The following is a 21,738-nucleotide window of genomic DNA, read 5'->3' on the forward strand; positions in this document are numbered from 1 at the left end:
AACACTTTTAAATCAATATTTTAATAGTTTTTATAATGGTGGCGCGGATACAATTCCAAAATATTAAGTGGAAAAATGATTAGATATATTTATATATAAAAACATCTAATATTTGTTTGATACATTACGAATGTTTTATTTTTCAAATGCTCTTAGATTAATATTTAATAATGGAGTATTGGATAATTATTACTAGGAGGTTATTATGACAAAAGACTCTAAAAAACAGATTATTATTAAAGGAGCTAAAGAACATAATTTGCAAAATATAGATTTAGCTATTCCCCGTGATGAATTTATTGTAATAACAGGATTAAGCGGATCGGGTAAGTCTTCACTTGCATTTGATACAATTTATGCTGAAGGACAGCGTAGATATGTTGAATCTCTATCAGCTTATGCAAGGCAATTTTTAGGGCAAATGAAAAAACCTGAAATGGAATATATTGAAGGTTTGTCTCCTGCTATTTCAATAGACCAAAAAACCACAAAAGAAAACCCAAGATCAACAGTAGGAACTATTACTGAAATTTATGACTATCTTAGATTATTATTTGCAAGAATAGGAACTCCCCATTGTCCAAAATGTGGAAAGGAAATATCTCACCAGACATTAGGCCAAATTGGAGATAGTATAATAGAAGAAGGGGAAGGTAAAAAAATACATATTCTGGCTCCTGTTGTTAGAGATAAAAAAGGCCAGCATAAAGATGTTTTAAATGATTTGAGAAATAAAGGTTTTGTAAGGGCAAGAATAGATGATGAAATTAGAGATTTGGAAGAGGATATTGACCTTCCAAAAACCTACAGACACAGCATTGAAGTAGTTGTAGACAGACTTAAAATAAGAAAGGATGTTGACTTTAAAAGAAGATTGGTTGACTCACTTGAAACCGCTTCAGAGTTTGCAGACGGATTAATAAATGTATTGTTCTCAGATGATGATGGAGATTATGAGAAAAAATATTCAGAACATTTTGCCTGTGTAGATTGCGGAATAAACTTTGAGGAGCTTACTCCAAGAATGTTTTCATTTAATGCGCCTCAGGGAGCATGTCCTGAATGTAACGGTATTGGAGTTAAAATGGAAATTGATCCTGATTTGATTATTCCAAATAAAAATCTCTCATTAAATGACGGAGCAGTTACTCCATGGGCAAAATCAAATAAAAGGGAAAATTATTATCATCAGATGCTGGAAGCAGTATCAAAGCATTTTAACTTTAGTATGGATACTCCATTTAATGAATTAACTAAAGAACAGCGGGATATGATATTATATGGCTGTGATGATAAAATACCATTTTCATTTAAACGTAGAAATAAATCTTATCAGGTTAATCGTCAATTTGAAGGAGTTATTCCGAGAATGGAACGTTTATACATTGAAACTAAATCAAATTACAGCAGGAAATACATTTCCAAATTCATGAGTGACAGAAAATGTCATGTATGTCATGGAAAAAGACTTCGTCCTGAGGTACTGGCTGTAACTGTTGGCGGAAAATCAATAGCTGACGTAGTGGAAATGTCAATTAAGGATTCATATCAGTTCTTCTTGAATTTGGAACTTACTGACAGGGAACAGTTCATAGCTAAAGAGGTTTTAAAAGAAATCAGACAAAGACTTAAATTCCTTGTAGATGTTGGACTTGACTATTTATCAATGGCACGTTCATCAGGTACATTATCTGGTGGTGAAGCTCAAAGAATCAGATTAGCTACTCAAATAGGCTCCGGATTAGTTGGTGTTCTATATATTTTAGATGAACCAAGTATTGGTCTTCATCAAAGGGATAATGTAAAACTTATTGAAACACTAAAAAGACTTAAAAACTTGGGAAATACTTTAATTGTTGTAGAACACGATGAAGAAACAATATTGTCTGCAGATTATGTTGTAGATATAGGTCCTGGAGCAGGAGAACACGGTGGAAAAGTAGTTGCTTGCGGAACTCCGGAAGAGATTATGGAGTCTCATGAATCTGTTACAGGTCAGTATATTTCAAGACGTGAAACAATACCAATTCCACAAACACGCAGGTCAGGGAATGGTGAATCACTTATAATCAGAGGAGCTAGACAAAACAATCTTAAAAATATTGATGTTGAAATACCTTTAGGTAAGTTTACATGTGTTACTGGAGTAAGTGGATCTGGTAAAAGTAGTTTAATCAATGAAATTCTATATAAAGGGTTAAGCGGAAAATTAAACAACAAATTCACTTTTGCCGGGGATTATGATAAAATTGAGGGTGTAAGTAACATTGACAAAATCATAGCTATTGACCAAAAACCGATAGGACGTACTCCAAGATCAAATCCTGCAACTTATACTGGAGTTTTCACTGATATTCGTGATTTATTTGCAGAAACTCCTGAAGCTAAAGCCAGAGGATATAAACCTGGTAGATTTAGTTTTAATGTAAAAGGAGGAAGATGCGAAGCATGTTCAGGTGATGGAATTGTACAAATTGAAATGCACTTTTTAGCTGATGTATTTGTTCCATGTGAAGTATGTGGAGGTAAAAGGTACAATGAGGAAACTTTGGATATTCGTTACAAAGGTAAAAATATCTATGAAGTTTTGGAAATGACTGTTGAAGAAGCATTGGAATTTTTTGAGCATATACCTAAAATACATAAGAAACTTAAAACCTTGCTTGATGTAGGTTTAGGATATATGAAAATAGGTCAGCCAGCTACTACTTTATCTGGTGGTGAAGCTCAAAGAATCAAATTAGCTAAAGAGCTTTCAAGGTCAAATACTGGGAATACATTATATATTTTAGATGAACCTACAACAGGTCTTCATTTTGCAGATATTAAAAGATTATTATCAGTACTTGCCAGATTAACTGATGCAGGTAATTCAGTTGTTGTTATTGAACATAATTTGGATGTTATTAAAACAGCTGATTATATTATTGATTTAGGTCCTGAAGGTGGAGATGGTGGTGGAAAAGTAATAGCTACCGGAACTCCTGAAGAAATAGCTAAATCAGGAACATATACTGGTGAGTTCTTACAAAAAATCCTTAGTGAAAACATCACGCCTTATGCCAAACAGCTTGTTAAAGAGAAAATGAGCAAATAAATTTTCTCTTTTCAACAAAGTATTTAATAAAGTTATAACATATTAATTTTAAGTTCACTTTTTTAGAAGTAACTAATATTTAAGGTGAAATATTTTGAAATTTATGGATTTTTTCTCAATTTTTATTCGGGGAATACTTATGGGTTCTGCAGATATTGTTCCGGGAATTTCCGGAGGAACAATTGCATTAATCACAGGTATTTACGAACGTTTGGTACATTCAATCAGTACAATTAATTTTACTTTCATAAAACCATTACTTAAAGGAGATTTACATGGTTTTAAAGAAAGATTATTCTATGAAATCGACTTTAAATTTTTCATACCATTATTATGCGGTATTGGACTTGCAATGTTGACATTAGCTAATGTTATATCCTATTGTATGGACGTATACACTGCTTTAACTTATTCCTTCTTTTTAGGATTAATTATAGCTTCATCATATGTGTTATACAGACAAATGGATGAACTTACTCTTAAACATTTAGTATTTACTATTATTGGAGCTGTTTTGGCATATATTTTTGTAAGTTTAAATCCAATAGCTATGAATCATACTTTGCCGATACTGTTCATGTCAGGTTTAATAGCTATCTGTGCAATGATTTTACCGGGTATTTCAGGATCATTTTTGCTTTTATTGTTAGGTCAGTATGAGTATATGTTAAATGCTTTAAAGACCATGAGTTTAAGTGAAATTGTTGTATTTTGTGCAGGTGCCCTTATTGGTATTTTAGGATTTTCCAAAATCTTAAATTATTTGCTTGAACATCATGAAGGTATTACAATGGCATTTCTTATTGGTGTCATGATCGGTACACTGAAACTTCCTTTTGTAAATATTGTAAATACGACTCCACTTACATTTACTGCATTACTGCCTTGTATTATCCTGGCGGTTATTGGATTTGTTATAATTGTTGTTATGGAAACTAAATTCGATTATATCGAATAAATTTCTACTTTTTTTTAAAGTATTATTAACTTTAACAACATAATATTATATAATGATAATTCTTAAAAAAATAAAAAAACAGTGGAAATTATACCCAATCGGTTCTCCAAAAGGCGCATTAAACAATAAACGAGAACCTGAATATGTTGGAACTGTTAAATTTAAAAAATATGATGATTCAATAGCTATTTCCAGATTTGTAGCTGACTATAATTATTCTGATTCATCTAATTTGTCCGAGAAACTGATTCCACCTCAGGAAGTAATTAAACTTTTAAGGAGTCAGGCTGTTTTTTTAGCAAGTAAGGATGAAGAAGTTGGGAATTATCTTAAATCACTGAATATTAAGGTAAGACACACTAGAGTTTGTGATTTTTGTGCATTTGAAGGAAATATTACAATTGTAAACTCTGAATTTTCATATAAACATAATAATCAGTTAATATGTGAACAGTGCGCATATGAAACAATAAAAAGAGAAATTAAACTTCAGGGTTTTGATAAAAAAATATTCAGAAACCTTAAAGATATTTTAGATAAAACAGGAAACCTGGAAAAAACATTATCTGTCTTATCACCTAAGTTTGATCCCCTTTCTAACAGAAATTTAACATTATTTGACAGGGTAGATACAAAATCCAAGTATAAAATACCTGATGTATCAATGAAAAGGCTTAAAATACCTCATAAGTTCAGGGATATTTTAATTAAAAATGGAAATGAAAAGCTATTGCCTGTTCAGTATCTGGCCATTAAGGAAGGTCTTTTAAAAAATCAGGATTTGCTGGTTGTAAGTGCAACAGGAAGCGGAAAAACTTTAGTTGGTGAGCTTGCAGGAATAACTAAAGCACTGAAAGGCCAAAAATTTATATTCCTGACACCTTTGGTGGCACTGGCTAATCAGAAATACCGTGATTTTAAAAGAAAATATAAAAAATTAGGCTTAAAGGTAGCTATTAAAGTTGGTAGGAATAGAGTTAAAGCTAAAGGTGAATTAAAATTACCTGACAGTGATGTTAAAGATGCAGATATAATTGTTGGAACATATGAAGGTCTGGATTATCTTTTAAGAAACGGGAACTCAGCTTTATTGTCTAATTTAGGTGTAGTTTTAATTGATGAAATTCATATGATTGATGATGAAGACAGGGGAACAAGACTTAACGGATTAATAAAACGTATCAAGCATTTATATCCCAAATCACAAATTATAGGATTATCTGCTACTGTTAAAAATCCTGATTTTTTAGCTGATGAATTTAATATGAAATTAGTTGAATATTCTCAAAGGCCTGTTCCATTGGAGCGTCATTTGGTTTATATCAGATCAGAATCATCAAAACATCATATAATGCAAAAACTGGCTAAAAGGGAATACAATACCAAATCTAAAAAAGGTTACAGAGGACAAACTATAATTTTTACCAATTCAAGGCGAAAAACTCACAAAATAGCTAATTTCCTGCAAAATAAAAAAGTTAATGCAGCTGCTTATCATGCAGGATTGTCATATTATAAAAAGGAAAAAATAGAAAAGGACTTTGACAGGGGAAAAATATCAGTTGTTGTAACTACAGCAGCACTGGCAGCAGGAGTTGATTTTCCAGCATCTCAGGTTATATTTGACTCATTGGTCATGGGAAACAAATGGATTGGCCCAAATGAATTTTCACAAATGCTTGGACGTGCAGGAAGACCAAGCTATCATGACAGAGGAATAGTTTATCTCTTACCTGAAGTAGGGCATGACTTTGACGGTGAAAGTGAAGAGGCAAAAGCCCTGGATTTACTTGAAAGCGACAGCGAAGATGTATTTATAGAATATGATGAGGAAAGCTCATATGAACAGATATTGGCGGATATTTCCTCAAGATCAATAAAAACGATTGACGAGTTAAATAAATTCTATAGAAATATAAATATTCCTGTAGATATTAAAACAGCTATTAATGAAATGGAAGATTTGGGATTAATAGATATTGTAGGAAATAAATTAAACATAACAAAATATGGCCGTGCCGTATCAGTATCATTTTTATCACTTGATGATGCCTGCTATATTAAAAAATCAATTGACGACAAGGGATATTTAAAAATCTATTTAAGAAAATCTCCGTATTATAAGAAAAAAGACAAATTTAATAAATTAAGAGTAAAAATATTAGCTATTGGACTGCAGCTGGAAATGTTTGAAAATGCATATTTATCTTCAGTTGTTCATAATCAGATAGCAAATGCTTTAAAAATTAAATTTTCAACAAGGCTTTTTGCAGAGTCAACACTGGATATTATTTCATCAGGTGAAGCAATCGGCAAGCTGGACAAGAAATTCCAGGATGCTCTAATTAATATTCAATCAGATTTCTTAAAATGCAAATGTGAAGACAGACCATTTTGTGACTGCCTGCAGAAAGGAATATCTGAAGTAATAATAAATGAAAGGCTTAAAGGAAAAGATCCGATTGATATATCAAACAAACTGTTTAGAAAGTATCAGATACAGGTCTATCCCGGAGATATATTTTCATGGTTAGATAGCTATGTTAAAAATTTAGATGCAATAAAAAGAATAGCTAAAGCATTTAACCGTAAAAAAGTTGAAAGAGAGGCACATAAATTAATCAAAGCTATTGAGAACGGATGAAACTTTTAAATTAGCCAATTTTGAGTTTTTAAAATAAATTAAATGGGAGTGGCATTTGCAGTCACTGCAGCCGAAATCAGCTATTGATTCCTCATTTTCAATTATTTTTTTAGCTATTTCACATTCCAGTTTTTCATCAGACTCTTTTGTATACACCTTTTCAATTTTTGAGTTTTCATTTAATAAAAGATAATCAATATGCCAATGCTTTTTCTTGTTATCTGACAAGTGTCTTTTAACTCTGGATTCAAGGCAGTTCATAGCTGAACCGACATAAACATAACATCCTTTTTTAAAGTCAATAAATCCTAATTTTTTACCGATTTTAATTTCAGTATCTTTTTTAATGTTGATTATTAGACAGTAGCTTCCTTTCATGTTTTTCTACACCTTGTAATAATAGTTTATTATATATTTTTTTTATTTTCTTAATGCTTTTTTAAATATATTTCAATTAACTTTATTTATTAATAAAAACATAATTGACTTCATAATAAAGTTATTTTATTATTATATAAAATTATGAGGTGTTTTATGAGGAAAAAATTCTTAACAGTATTTTTTATTTTATTGTTTTTACTATGTTTGTCTGTAGTTTCTGCAACTGATGAAAATACTAATTCCAGCATAGTTGCTCAGGATTATGATGGAAATGAATTTTATGTTGATTTAGGTGGAGATGATAGTAACTCCGGTCAACTTAATAGTCCATTTAATTCAATAAATAAAGCAGTAGAAGTATCTAATCCTCGTGATAATGTTGTTATTCATTTAGGGGAAGGTACATTTGAAGGAAATGGAAATGTAATGATATCAATCAATAAAGCTCATTTAAGCCAAGGTGGTTCAATAACTATTGTTGGTGCAGGAGCTGATAAAACTATAATTAAAGGAAGTAGTGCATATTATGCATTTAATATATATGCTGATTCTGTAGTTACTTTAAGAGATTTATCTATTGTTGATTGTAAAAGTGTTGAAGGTGGTGCAATATGCAATTCCGGTACATTGTTAGTTGATAACTGTATTTTCAGGAATAATTTTGCATTCAATGCCGGGGGAGCTATATCTTCTATAGAAAATGGGGATTGTAAAATTTATAACTCAGTATTTATTAATAATTCAGTTACCTGTAATGATGAATATGGGAATGCTAATGGTGGAGCTGTTTATTCATTAAAAAGTGATTTATTAGTTGATTCCTGCAGATTTGTAGGTAATTTTGCAAAGGGTAACTGTTTAAATGCAATTTCTGGAGGAGCTATTTATGTAGGTGCTTATTTAAATAATGTTCCTTCTGTGAAAAACAGTAATTTTATTAATAATTATGTTGTTTCAACAAGTTTCAGAACAAACTGGGAATATGCCAAAGGCGGATCTATTTATATGATAAACTGTAACTTATTTAATGATTCTTTTATTAATTCTAGTGTTACAGGAAATAATGGAGTAGGTGGATCTTATTATTCTGAACCTAAATACTTAAATAGTATTTCCAATATTTTGAGAATTAACTCAAGTGTTAATGGTGTTTTGGAAAGTAATATTTATCCTGCTGATTATGATGGAAAGTACTCTAATGAAGTTGTAGTGTATGTTTCTGTTAATGGTAATGATGAAAATGGTAACGGGTCTTTTAATAATCCTTATGCTACAATAGCTAATGCAATTGCTAAATCAGCGGGTAATGTATATAACTTGAAAGTGTATTTGTTAGATGGAGTTTATAGTGGAGCAGGCAATACTAATATCAGTTTGCCAAGTAGTATGAATATTCAAATTGCAGGTATTGGTTCTAAAGTCATAATTGATGGAAGTGGTTCTAATTGGTTTGCAGCTAATGAAAGATCAATTTCCGGATTTAAATATGTTTTATCTAATTTAAATTTAATTAATTTTAAAGCTAAAAGCACAGGATATAAAAAAGAAAATAATATTGGGGTTATTTCTAATTATGCAGATTTAACTATTGATAATTGTATTTTTAAAAATATTATAGGTTCTTCAATATCCAATTATGATTTGGCTAATTTAAAGGTTATTAGTTCATCATTTGTAGATTCAAAACACTTGGGATTCTATGGTGGTGTTTTATTTAATTATGATGCTAATGCAAGATTTTATAATTGTATTGTAAATAATTATTCTTCAACAGATATTTTTTATTCTACAGCAGTTAATACAGAAAATGTTTATTTGGAGTTTTTTAATTCAACATTTAAAAATTTAAAAAGCTTTGATTCCAGATGTAAGTTTTTAGGAGCAAGTAATACAAATGTTACTATGAGTTATGTTAATTATGCAGATAATGATTGCAATTTTGCAGTTGCTTATGATAAATCCTTTGTGAAAATAGATAATTCTGTATTTAAAAATAGTAACTGGTTAAGCGGGTCTGTTAATGGAATGATATGGGATGTTTGTAATTCTTCTTTTATAAATATAAACTCTTTAACTTTCAGTTCAATTAATGATTATAAAAGTAATTTTAATGGATGTTTGTTTGATGGAGGAAATGTGGAATTTAGAGGAAATACCATAACTGTTGGAAATTCAAGTTTTTATAATAATAAAGTAATCATTGTTAATAATGATAATCAGAAGGGAAATTTAGATTTTAATTATAATTATTGGAATAATAACAATCCTAAAAATATGATTGATACAACTGCAAATGTTAAATTAAATTATTGGATTGTTAAACATTTATCTGCAGAAAACTTATTTAATGATAGCTATAAAGTAGTTATTTCTTATAAATTATTTGATGGAAGTAATTATAAAAATTATGATGTTAGATATGTTCCGGTAAAACCGGTTAGATTTATTTTAATAACTTCCAAAGGAAGTAATTCTTTAGATTCTGGTACATTGATTAATGATATCTTTGAATTTATTAATACGGCTAATGATGATAGAAATGTAGTGGTTAGCTTTACAGATAATACTAAATTAAATATAACTCTTTATAATCAGCATAAAGTAGATACTAATATAGATTTATCTCAAAAAACAGCTAAAATAGGGGACATAGTTGAAATTAATGTAAATATTAAGGATAATAAAACAGGATTGGCAGTTGATTTCGGTATTGTTGAAATTTATTTAAATAATAAATTAATAAGTTCAAATAATGTTACTGGATTAGCTATCAGTAAATCTATCACAGTTGATGAAAGTAAATCATTTTATAATATTTCAGTTATTTATAAAGGAAATAATAAATATGCAGATTCTTCAAATTCAGCTATATTAAGAATATCTTCAATTCCTCTTGAAACAGTTATTATTTCTAAAGATTTAACTAAATATTATAAAAACGGATCCCAGTTTGATGTTGTCCTTAAAGATGTTTTAGGTAATGTTCTAGTTGGTAAAATAGTTAAAATCACAATTAATGGTGTTACTTATAATAAAATAACTAATGATAAAGGAGAAGCCAGATTGTCTATAAACCTTTTCCCAGGTGTTTATAATATAACTGTTTTATTTGAAGATGATGATAATTATGTTAAATCATTAAATACCAATAAAATAGTTGTTTTATCCAAGATAATTACAAAATTTGTAGATAATAATAAATTTATTGTTAAATTGGTAAATGATGATGGAACTCCAAAAACAAATGCTTCATTAGCTATTATTGCAAATGGTGTTCAATATAATCGTATTACTAATGGTAGTGGTGAAGCTAGACTTAATGTTAGATTAAATCCGAATAATTATATTTTTGCTGTAACTGATGGTCAGGAAGTTGTTTCAAGTTCTGTTAATGTTTTATCAACAATTGAAACTAGTGACATATCCATGTTTTATAAAGATGGAACAAGATTTGCAGCTAAATTATATGATTCTAATGGAAAAATTGTATCTAATAAAGAAGTGGCAATTACAGTTAATGGAGTTACTTATAATAAATTAACAGACTCTAATGGTGTTGCTTATTTAAATATAAATCTTAATCCTGGTGTTTATGGTATTTCAGCAAGTTATGATGGAAAAACTGTTTATAATACCATTTCAATTGCAGCTATGCCTGTTACTATAGTTTCATCTAGTATCCATATTCAACAAGGTACTTTTTATAAGGTTAAATTTTCTGATGCTTTGTCAAATCCAATCATCGGACAAAAAGTTGGAATATTTGTTAATGGAGTAATGTATTATCGTGAAACTGATGATTTAGGTGTTGCATCTCTTAAAATTAATCTTAATCCAGGTCATTATATGATAACTTCTGGTTTATTATCTAATGCATATGAAGCTAAAACTATGAATAATATTATAACAGTTAGTGGAGGTTACTTATGAGGTTTAATAAATGTATATTATTAGTAATATATGCAATTATAGCTATTGTAGTATTCACACCATTATATGCTGAAAATAGTAATAATACTATATTTACTTCACCAAGTGATGATGTTATTGTATGTGATAATGTTTATACTGGTAATATAATTAATATTACTGATGATAATTATGATGATTATTTTGATGTTTATTCAGGTGAGATGAATCCCGAGTCTAATATCAATGATGGAGATAGAATACATATTGGTAATGTTACAGATAAAACATTTGTTATCAATAAACAACTAGAAATCACTACTATGCATAATGGTGATATTATTAAAAATGGTTATGTTAAGCTAGTTAAAGGTAGTGATGGTTCTAGTGTTCATGGATTAACTATTATTAATGATAAAGCACATTATGTTGTTGATGGTATACAAAGTATTGATTTAAATGGTATTGGTTTATTCTATACAAATAACAATTATATCTATAATAACTCAGTTCAATTAGCAGAAGGTAGGGGTGTATTTGCATTACCGATGGGTGCATCATCTAATAATAAAATATATAAAAATAAATTTGTAAGTACAATGAGTACTTGTGTACCTATGAGTGAATGTGATAATAATATATTTGATGGTAATTATTTCCAATCTACTTTAGCTAATGTAATCTACTATAATCCATGGGGTCATGCGGATTATTTTGGTGGTCATGGTGTATGTTATAATAATACATTTAGTAATAATTATATATGTTCTTTAAATAGGAACTCTGAATGGGTTATAGGTATGTCTCTTTTAAGTAATTGTAATGTATATATTATAAATAATACTATTGCTAATGTTTATGATGGTATTAGTGGTTTAGGTTCAAACTCTATAGTAAAAGGGAATACTATAATAGGCATAGAAAGTTTAGGTTTATCTGTTAATAGTGATAATTTAACTGTTGAGAACAATACATTCATAGATATGACTATGGCTATAGCTGTATTGAATGATAATATTGTTGTTAAGAATAATATGATAACAAATTCTTCAATTGGAATTTGGGTATCTGGGGAAAATGCGTCTTTAATATCTAATACTATTAGTTTAGTTGATGGGTATTATGCAGTTAATGTTGAAGGTGAAAATGCAGTAATAGTAAATAATAATATTAAAGTGAGTAATTTTGGTGAAGGGATTAGAGTAGCTAAAACTAATACTAATATATTAAATAATACTATTCAAACAGCTGTTGATTCTGGAATTTATATATTATCTTCTAAAAATATTGTTAGTGGAAATAAAATATCTTCTAATTTGTATGGAGTTTATGTTGATGCAGCATCTGAAGTATATTATTATACTCGTGGTGTATTAAAAGCTTTTTATTATGTAAAAATTAATCAAGGTAGATTAAATTATAATAATATTAGTGATAATGTTATCAATACTAAGTCATATGGGATTTATTTAGTGGGAACTGTTTATAATACTACTATTACATATAATAATATTACTACAAATGCTGCAATTGGTATTGTTGAGAATATTACTGATCCATTTTCAAATGTTGTTAGGGATAATATTGTTAATGGTGTGTTTTTGAATTATAGTGGTATAGTTATTAGTGATGATAATTTCTATGTCTATTTTAATGAGAATGGATATTTTAAATTTGATAATATTAAGTCTATTGTTTTAGTAATTACAAAGCTTTCTAATAAGGATATGGTAATTAATCAGAAAATGACTATATTAAATGGTGGATCAGTTAATATATTATCTAATGTTACTTTATATTTAGTATCTGGAGCAAGTGGAACTTCAATTAAGTCACTAAACTTTAAAAACACAGATAAAAGTGCAATTGTTTTAAATGATGTAAATGATGTGACTTTAGAACAAATTAATATGATGTTAACTTCTAAAATGAAAGATGTTTTTGGAATTTCTATAAATTCATCAAACAACATCAATATTGTATCAAATGATGTATATGTCACAGGTGAAAATAGACTAATTCAGGGTATTTTACTTAGTCATTCAAATAATATCACAATTAATAATAATAGTGTAATTTTAGAAGGAAATAAAACAGCTAAGGGAATTGTTATAAATTCAGTAAATGTATCTAATTTAGTTAACAATACTATTCATATTCAGGGAAATGGAGTATTTGACATTGTTTTAGTTGATAATTCTAATAATTTAAATATCTCATATAACAATTTAATAGCCAGATCTACTAAAGTTGTTTCTCCATTAGAAATAATTAATTCTAATAATTTTATTATGAATAACAATAATATTAGTGCATTTGCTAATTTGGTAAAATCTTTGAATTTCTCAAATAATAGTAATATTTTGTTAAATTCTACTTTCATTAATTTAATTGGAGTATCTAAAAGCAGTGCAACTTTTGTTAATAAAGGTTTAAATAATGTTGAAGTAATAAATTCTATAATTTATTCAAATGCTTTAAAGTTAATTGATGGAAACGTAATTTTAAATGAAAATAAATATGTAATTTATGATGGAAATATTGAAACATTCTTTGATTCACAGGGAATATTTAGTAACTCATTAATAACTCAAAAAGACATTTTACTTTTTGATAATTTAAAATTAAAACATTATAATTTAATTTTTAATCAAGTAGTTACTTTAGATTCTTATTATAAAACTTCAGTAATTGATGCAACTTTAAATTTTAATTCAAAATCAAGTAATTCAACTATTAGAAATTTAAATTTTGATTTAGTTGGGAATACAGCATTTAATTTGAATTTTGCAAGAAACATTACTATTGAAAATGTTAATATTAATTTAATATCTTCTAAGGATGTTTCAGCTATTATAATAACTGGTGAAAGTTTTGACAATTTAATTAATAACAATACTATTAATATGAAAGGTAGTGCTTCATTAACAGGAATTACTATTTATAATTATTATGATGGATATTATGGATTAAGTCCTAAAAACAATATAATTTCAAATAATAATATTATAATTGATTCAACTAAATATGTAATTGGTATTTATGTTGCAATGGCAGATAATACAATTATAATGGATAATAATATAAAATTAACTGCAGGTAATATTGCATATGGTGTTTATAATATTTATTCTCATGATTTCAAAGTATTTATGAGTACTATTTGGACTGCAAATACAAAAATTATTCGTAATTTTATTGATGCAAAAGGTTCAATTGTCTGTTTAATTAACTCAATTGAAGCTAAAAATACCTTAGTTGATAGTAATATATTAATCGCTACAGCTGATGGTGGTTCTTATGGTTACTTTGGATATAAAACATCTGGAGATATAATAAGGTATAATGATTTCACAATAAATGGAACTTTAAATAATAGGCCATTAGCACCTAATGTAGGTCAAACTGGTATTTATTTATCAAGTGGTTCTTCTAATGTATTGATTTTAGAAAATAGTATTATCTCTAATTATACTTCTGGAAATGAATATGCAATTTATGTAGATGCAGATTCTAATAAAATTTCAATTGTTGACAATTATTTAATTAGTGATAATTGGAACAGATACTCTGATAATGCGATATATGCACCATCAGCTAATTTAACTAATAATGAACTTTATTATGTTTATGTATCACCTGATGGTAGTGATGAATTAGGTAATGGATCTATTAACAATCCATTTAGAACAATAAAACATGCTTTAAGTAAGGTAATTAATAAAGGAATAGTTTATGTAATTGCAGGTAAATATATTGAATCTAATATTATTATTTCAAAAGTAGTTAATATTAAGGGATTAGGTGATGTTATTGTTAATTGTGAAGGTAGTCTATTTAATATTACAAAATCTGGTTCATTAAAAGTATATAATATTAAATTTATGAATGCATATTCAGTTTCTGGTTCAACATTTTGCAATTTAGGAAAATTATACTTAGAAAATGTTTCAATAATAAATTCTACAGCTTTAACTTATGGTGGAGCTATTGTAAATTATGGAGAATTAGTTATAGTAAATTCTATATTTTCACTAAATAAAGCGAAAAATGGCGGGGTTATAGCTAATTATAATAAATTAGATATTAAATCATCAAATTTCACTAATAATAGTTGTTATATTAAAGGTTCTGGAGGAGCGATTTATAATTTAGGAAAAGGCACTCTTACTATTGATAACTGTAATTTTGCTGATAATAAAGTTGATGCAGAATATCTTCTTGAAGAAGATGATTTTGGTGTTCGTTTAGGTTCCGGAGGAGCTATCTACAACCGTGGAGATTTATATATTTATAATTCAAATTTCACATCTAATAGAGCATTTAATTGGGGTGGAGCTATTGTAAGTATCACTGATGTTAAAAAACATAATCTTAAAATAATTAACTCCATATTTGATAAAAATACCTGTTTTGCAGGTGGTGGGGGAGCTATATTTATTGCAAATGCTAATGTAAATATTGCTAATTCTTCATTTACATCAAATGAAATTGGAGGTGATAGTGGTGGAGCATTGTATTTCACAAAATCCAATGCTAAAATTTATAATTCCACATTCTTTAAAAACTCTGCAAGTTATAGTGGAGGTGCAATAGACGCCTGGAAATCAAATATAACTATGGATTTATGTAATATAACAGATAATAATGCTGAACATGGTGGAGCTATAGTTTTCTATGGTGAACGTGTTGGAAATCATGTTACTGGTACTTTAAATATTTATAATTCGACAATTCATAATAATAAAGGATTTTATACTGGTGGGGCGTTTTATGTTATGGATTTAAATATGAATGTTAAAAATTCTAATATTTATAATAATTTTGGCGGAGATGGTAAAAATTCCCTTTCAGTTAACATATTTTACCCTATAAAACCAGTTAATAATATAGATTTAAATGGTAATTGGTGGGGTAGTAATAATGGTCCTGGAGAAGATGTATGGTTAAATGCGCAATATTATAGGGAATGGGTTAAAAATAAAATTACTTGGTCTACTATTAGTCATCCAAATCAGGATAATAATCCAAACAATCCTGGAAATAATCCAAGACCTGGTCAATCAACTAATAATCCAATTATTGGTCCGAATACTGGCGGATCATTAACATCAGGTTCAAATTCTGGTGGTTTTGGAACAGGTATAGGTTCTGGTACTGGAAATGGTTTTGGTAATGGTAATGGTAGAGGTTCTGGAAGTGGAAGTTCTAATGGTGGAAGCTCTGGAAATAATGGTGGAATATTAGGTTCAGGAACTGGATTTAATGGAACTGTTTACTCAAACCAAGGTTCACTAGGTGATCTGGGATCTTCTTCCAGTTCCGGTGCTGGTGGAAGTGATGCAGGTTCTGCAGCCCAATCATCAAACATGATGTATGAACTTAATAAAAATGTTAAAAAAGTATTATCTGATGATAATTTTATGTATGGTATTGTAGTTTTAGCAATAATTTTGTTATTAATAATATTTGGATATAAACGTAATTCTAAAAAGGAGGATGAATAAATGAATAAATTTAGACCAATTTTAATCTTATCATTATTCATATTGTTCATGGTTTCATTAGGAGCTATATCTGCTGAAGAATTAAATTCTACAGTTGTAAATGATGCTCCGGCAACTGATTCAATTTATGTTGATTCAAATGCAACAATTGGTGGGAATGGTGCATTAAACAATCCTATGAATAATATTAAAGATGCTGTTAATTCAGTAGATAACAACTCTGTAATTCATATTAAAGGTGGAAATTATTATACTTCGGATAACAGTAGGATAATTATTAATAAAACAATTACTATTGAATCTTATGATGGAACAGCTGTAATTAATGGAAAATATACTGATTATATATTTTATATTACAGATAAAGGTTCTTTAACTTTGAAAAATATTGAATTTCTAAATACCGAATATTCAACTGTTAAAACATATAGTGCTATTGTAAATTATGGTAATCTTAATGTTGAAAATAGTTTCTTTGATAATGCAACTGGTTTAAGAGCAGGTATTATATTGAATTATGGAAATTTAACTGTTAATAATTCTGAATTTAAGAATAATACTGCAAAATATTATGGTGGAGCTATAACCAATTTTGGTTTTGCAAATATTGTTAATTCATTATTTGAATCTAATACTGCTGCAGAAGGTGAAGCTATTTTAAATACATATGATATGTTTATTTCAAATTCCAGATTTATCGATAATAATATTTCATCAAATAAATATCAAAAAGTAGAAAGTTTAATAGATATTTCATCTTCATACTTCACTGAAAATTCTGATATTTTTGTTAAAGATAGTGGTATATATATTAAAGAATCTTATGTAACTTTAATTAATACATCAAACTCTGTTGTAGATATCAGTTATTCATTTATAAATACCTATGATTTTGTTAATTCAAGATTAAGTATTGATAATAATTTCTGGTGTTCTAATGAAAATATCCCTAAACAGGCTAATAGATGGTTGATTATGATTTTCGTAGATAAAAACACTGGAAGTTCTATAATTAAATCTAAATCAGTTGTTGATGTTTTAGTTACTTTTAAGGCATGTAATGGAAAATCTACATATAATTTACCTTCTGATGTTCGTTTACCTTCTGTTTATATTCAACTTGAAGCAGATAATGGCAGATTCAAAGAAAATGGAGGATATTTAATAAATAATGCATTTTTAACTACTTACTTTGATAATTCTAAAAACACATTAATATTTGCAATGTTTGATGATTCTTTTGCTACTTTAACAGTAGGTTCTGGATTTAATAATGGAAAAATATATGTTTCAACTTCAGGTTCTGATGAAAAAGGAGATGGGTCTATTAATAATCCATACAAATCTTTAACTAAAGCAGTTAGTGTAGCTTTAAATGGAGACATTATTTTCATCGGAAAAGGAAGTTATTCTGGATTGTATAATTCCGGACTTTTAATTAATAAAACTTTAACCTTTTCTAGTTATAATGGTGAAGTTAAATTATGTAGGGATGATTTCCATACAATGTTTACTATTAGTCCAAGAGGTGTTCTAACATTAAAAGGATTAACATTATCTGCTATGGATAAATCAAAATTCATTCCACTTGTAAATAACTCTGGAAAAACAGTCATTGATAATTGTATTATTAAAGATGCTAATGGTGGAAATAAATATGTATTTAAAGGTAATGAAGCACAGCATTATCAATATTTCTCTAATCAAAGTATAATTTACACTAGTAATGATTTAATTATCAATAATTCTGTTTTCAGTAATTTAGAAGATATTGTTATTAGATCATACTTTTATACTGGAAGTAATTATTTTAAACACTTTGATGTGACTATTGAAAACTCAGTATTTACTAACTGTAAAGCAATGGAGTGGGGAACTACTTGGGATAGTAAAAATTATATTGATAAAGCAGATGTTGTTAGCCCTTCATTTATAATTAATGTAGGTGCAGAAAATGTCTTAATTGATAATTGTACATTTAAGGATAATACAGCATCTGCTGTTCGTGTAAATGCATCTAAATCATTTTTAGTAGATAATTCAAGATTTATACGTAATCATGGATCTATTTATTCATTAACAACTGGAGTATTAAATAATACATTAATAACTGAAGATTATGGTCCGTCTGTAGGTTTTTCAACAGGATTTTTAATTCCAATAATTAGAAATATGCAATCTATTGTTAATTCAAATTTTACTAAAAATAAAGATGTTATTATAAGTACTTCTTTTGTCCACTATGGTGATAATATTTATTTATATAACTGTTATTTTGGAAATAATACAAATTATTATGCTCAAGACCATAGAAACAGTAGTGGGGAAGGATTAATATTAAATGGCGGAAATATGACTGTAGATTATTGTACTTTTGAAAATAATTCCGTATTTTATGGTGGTGTATTTTATAATGATGGAACAACTGTAAGTCCTGGAAAACTTTATTATTCTAAACTAGATATTACAAATTCTATATTTTATAATAATAATGCAGTATTTGGTAAAGATATTTTCAATAAAGGTGGTGAAGTATTTGTTTCTGATTGCTGGTGGGGATCTAACAGAGGTCCAAATGATGAGAATATTTATAAGGCTGCAGGCACTGTCAATGTTAAAAATTGGGTTATATTAACATTTGATATTGAAGATAATACATTAATTGGTAGTTTAAATAAAGTAACAGATAGTAAAGGTAATATTTATAATATTACTGGTAAACTGCCTTCTAGAATAGCTATATTCGAATCTTCAATGGTTAAAATTAATCCTAATGTTATTCCATTAATTAATAATCAAGCTAAGGTAAATATTTCATTCAATGGTGAGGATATTTCAGCTAGTCTTCGTGTTGATAATCAAACAATTAGTTTAGTATTTTATAATAAAAACACAGTATTTGATTTAAGAGATATTATTGTTTATGGTAAAGGAACTTCTTACTCTTTTATTTTAAAAAGTGTAAACGGTTATGTTGTATCTAATAAAACAGTTACTTTGTTGATTTTAAATGGAACTAATGTTTATCAAAAACACATATTAACAACTAATGCTTTAGGAGTAGCTACTTTAATTATTAATTGCAGTATGGGTAATTATACTTTTAAAGCTAGTTATGATGGAGATAATTATTTTAAACCAACACAAGGGAGTGCTAAATTAGTTGTAATGCCATATTATACATCTATATTTATTAAGGGAGATCAAACATTTTATGGAAATGGTAATTTCATTTATGCTCATGTTTATGATAATTTAGGGGATGCTATGGTTAACCAGATGATTTTATTTACCATAACTTCATCTGATGGAAATATTTATAAGAGATATGCCCTTACTGATTGGAAAGGTCAAGCAGGATTCTACCTTAATTTATCTGGTGGGAATTATAATGTTAATGTAAGTTATTCTGGTGATAATTGGCATTATGGGTCTTCAAGTACTGGTTTATTCAATATATTGTCTATTGGCACTAATGTAATTATTGAACAGTCTTTATTTAATGGTAGAGGCAATACTTTAACAGTATTGCTTAGAGATAATAATTATAGGGTTTTATTTAATGAAACTGTTGAAATAATATTGTCTGATGGTAAAGTTTCCCAAGCATTTAAAGTTACTACTAATGAAAATGGTCGTGCAGGTGTTGTTATTAATTTAGTCCCTGGCAAGTATAATGTTTATGTAAAATATGCTGGAAATAAATTGAATTCTCCATCTTCTGCTGAAGGAGATATGACTATTAATCATGTACCTACTCAAATTTCTGCAAGTTCAGTAATCATTTTTGATAGTACTATGAATAGTTATTTGGTTAAATTAACTGATATTTATGGACGCTTACTTGTTAATGAAACAATTATCATTACAGCAATTAGTCAAGCTACTGGTGTCAAACAGATATTTAAAGTTAAAACAAATGGTGAAGGTATTGCTAATTTAACATGTAAGTTAGATATTGGTAATTATTTATTGAAAATTGATTTTAATGATAATGAATGGTATGATGGCAGTAATTATGCAAGTACTTTGATAGTAGTTGATACAGTTGATGATTTCAATCCATATGCTACTATTTTAGTTGCTAATGATTTAGTTAAGTTCTATAAAAACGGTACTCAATATATTGTCCGTTTGCAGGATATTTATGGCAATCCTATTTCAAATATGGAAGTTGTTATATCTATTAATGGTGTGAAATACACTAGAATAACAAATAGCTCAGGTGAGGCTAAATTAAATATTAATTTGGCTCCTGGTGTCTATCATGTAAATGTCACTTTTGAAGGTTATGGAGATTGGACTGAATCATTTGTTAATAGTTCAGTTACAGTTTTATCTCAAATCATCTCTAAGGATTTAACTAAAATTTTAAGAAATGGAAGTCAATTTATTGTTAAATTTGTGGATAATGCTGGAAATCCTATTGAAGGTAAACTAATTAGTATTTCTATTAATGGAATTGTTTATTCACGTGTTACCAATAGTTCTGGTGAAGCTAAATTATCTATTAATCTTAATCCTGGTAAATATGATGTTGTAACTTCATGTGGTGATTTTGTTAATCATAATGTCATTAATGTATTGTCTAATATTGATAGTGATGATCTTTCAATGTATTATAGGGATGGGTCTAAATTTAAAGTAGTTATCTATGATAGTGAAGGTAAAGTTAAACCTAATGCAACTGTTAAATTCACAGTTAATGGTGTTTCATATACTAGAATTACTGATAAAGATGGTGTAGCAGCTTTAAGCATTAATTTAAATTCAAATATTTATACAATAACAACTGAATATAATGGTATTGTTAATACTAATCAAATTTGGATTTATAATATGGCAGTTAATATGGATGCAGTTAATGAAACGGTTAAAAAAGGTACGGCATTTTATGTAAAATTAATTGATGTTAATGGAAATGCAATATCTGGTGGGCAAGTATCATTTAAAATTAATGGTGTTTCATATATTAGGTCAGTTAATGAAACTGGTTATGCAAAATTAAACATTAATCTTAACCCAGGTGTATATAAAATTATCACAGCATTTTCTATTAGAAATTATGAAGATAAATTACTTTATAATACCTTAAAAGTAACTGATACAAATTAATTTATTCATTTAATGAATAAATTTCTTATTTTTTTTTATCTGATCTGATTTTTAAATTTTAATTTCTGACTTATTTTTTCTTATTTTTTATTAATTCATTTAAAATTCACTGTAATTTAAAGTTTTA

At 27.8% G+C, this 21,738-nt stretch carries 7 protein-coding genes; 6 read left to right on the forward strand and 1 reads right to left on the reverse strand.

The genetic code is table 11. The annotated features are described in order from the left end of the window. Nucleotides 1-205 precede the first annotated feature (205 nt). The 3 genes from uvrA to K4897_RS08800 all read left to right on the forward strand — a co-directional run bounded on the left by uvrA (nucleotide 206) and on the right by K4897_RS08800 (nucleotide 6,699). Nucleotides 206-3,097, forward strand: coding sequence for an excinuclease ABC subunit UvrA (gene uvrA / locus K4897_RS08790; protein ID WP_250416094.1), 2,892 nt, complete (start codon nucleotides 206-208; stop codon nucleotides 3,095-3,097). A gap of 139 nt (nucleotides 3,098-3,236) precedes the next feature. After that, entirely contained in the window at nucleotides 3,237-4,055 is an 819-nt protein-coding gene (locus tag K4897_RS08795) for a DUF368 domain-containing protein (RefSeq protein ID WP_019267051.1), read from the forward strand. 52 nt (nucleotides 4,056-4,107) lie between these two features. Continuing rightward, on the forward strand, nucleotides 4,108-6,699 hold the full coding sequence (locus K4897_RS08800; RefSeq protein WP_019267396.1) for a DUF5814 domain-containing protein: 2,592 nt from the start codon (nucleotides 4,108-4,110) through the stop codon (nucleotides 6,697-6,699). Here the strand turns inward: K4897_RS08800 and K4897_RS08805 are convergent. After that, nucleotides 6,673-7,077: a DUF123 domain-containing protein gene (locus K4897_RS08805; RefSeq protein WP_019267052.1), complete on the reverse strand. Its 405-nt coding sequence runs from the start codon at nucleotides 7,075-7,077 to the stop codon at nucleotides 6,673-6,675. The genes K4897_RS08800 and K4897_RS08805 overlap by 27 nt on opposite strands. 156 nt (nucleotides 7,078-7,233) lie before the next feature. On the opposite strand from K4897_RS08805, the gene K4897_RS08810 reads away from it, so the two are divergent. The 3 genes from K4897_RS08810 to K4897_RS08820 are packed head-to-tail and all read left to right on the forward strand — an operon-like array spanning nucleotide 7,234 to nucleotide 21,611. Beyond that, the gene (locus K4897_RS08810; RefSeq protein WP_250416096.1) at nucleotides 7,234-11,010 is read left to right on the forward strand and encodes an adhesin; all 3,777 of its coding nucleotides are present in this window, start codon (nucleotides 7,234-7,236) and stop codon (nucleotides 11,008-11,010) included. Then, a complete protein-coding gene (locus K4897_RS08815; RefSeq protein ID WP_250416098.1) occupies nucleotides 11,007-16,496 on the forward strand; it encodes a right-handed parallel beta-helix repeat-containing protein in 5,490 nt (1,829 codons plus the stop codon). The genes K4897_RS08810 and K4897_RS08815 overlap by 4 nt, the downstream gene beginning before the upstream one ends. Next, on the forward strand, nucleotides 16,497-21,611 hold the full coding sequence (locus K4897_RS08820; RefSeq protein ID WP_250416099.1) for a carboxypeptidase-like regulatory domain-containing protein: 5,115 nt from the start codon (nucleotides 16,497-16,499) through the stop codon (nucleotides 21,609-21,611). The last annotated feature ends 127 nt before the right edge of the window (nucleotides 21,612-21,738 follow it).

Source organism: Methanobrevibacter sp. TLL-48-HuF1 (assembly GCF_023617305.1).
Taxonomy (GTDB): Archaea; Methanobacteriota; Methanobacteria; order Methanobacteriales; family Methanobacteriaceae; genus Methanocatella; species Methanocatella intestini.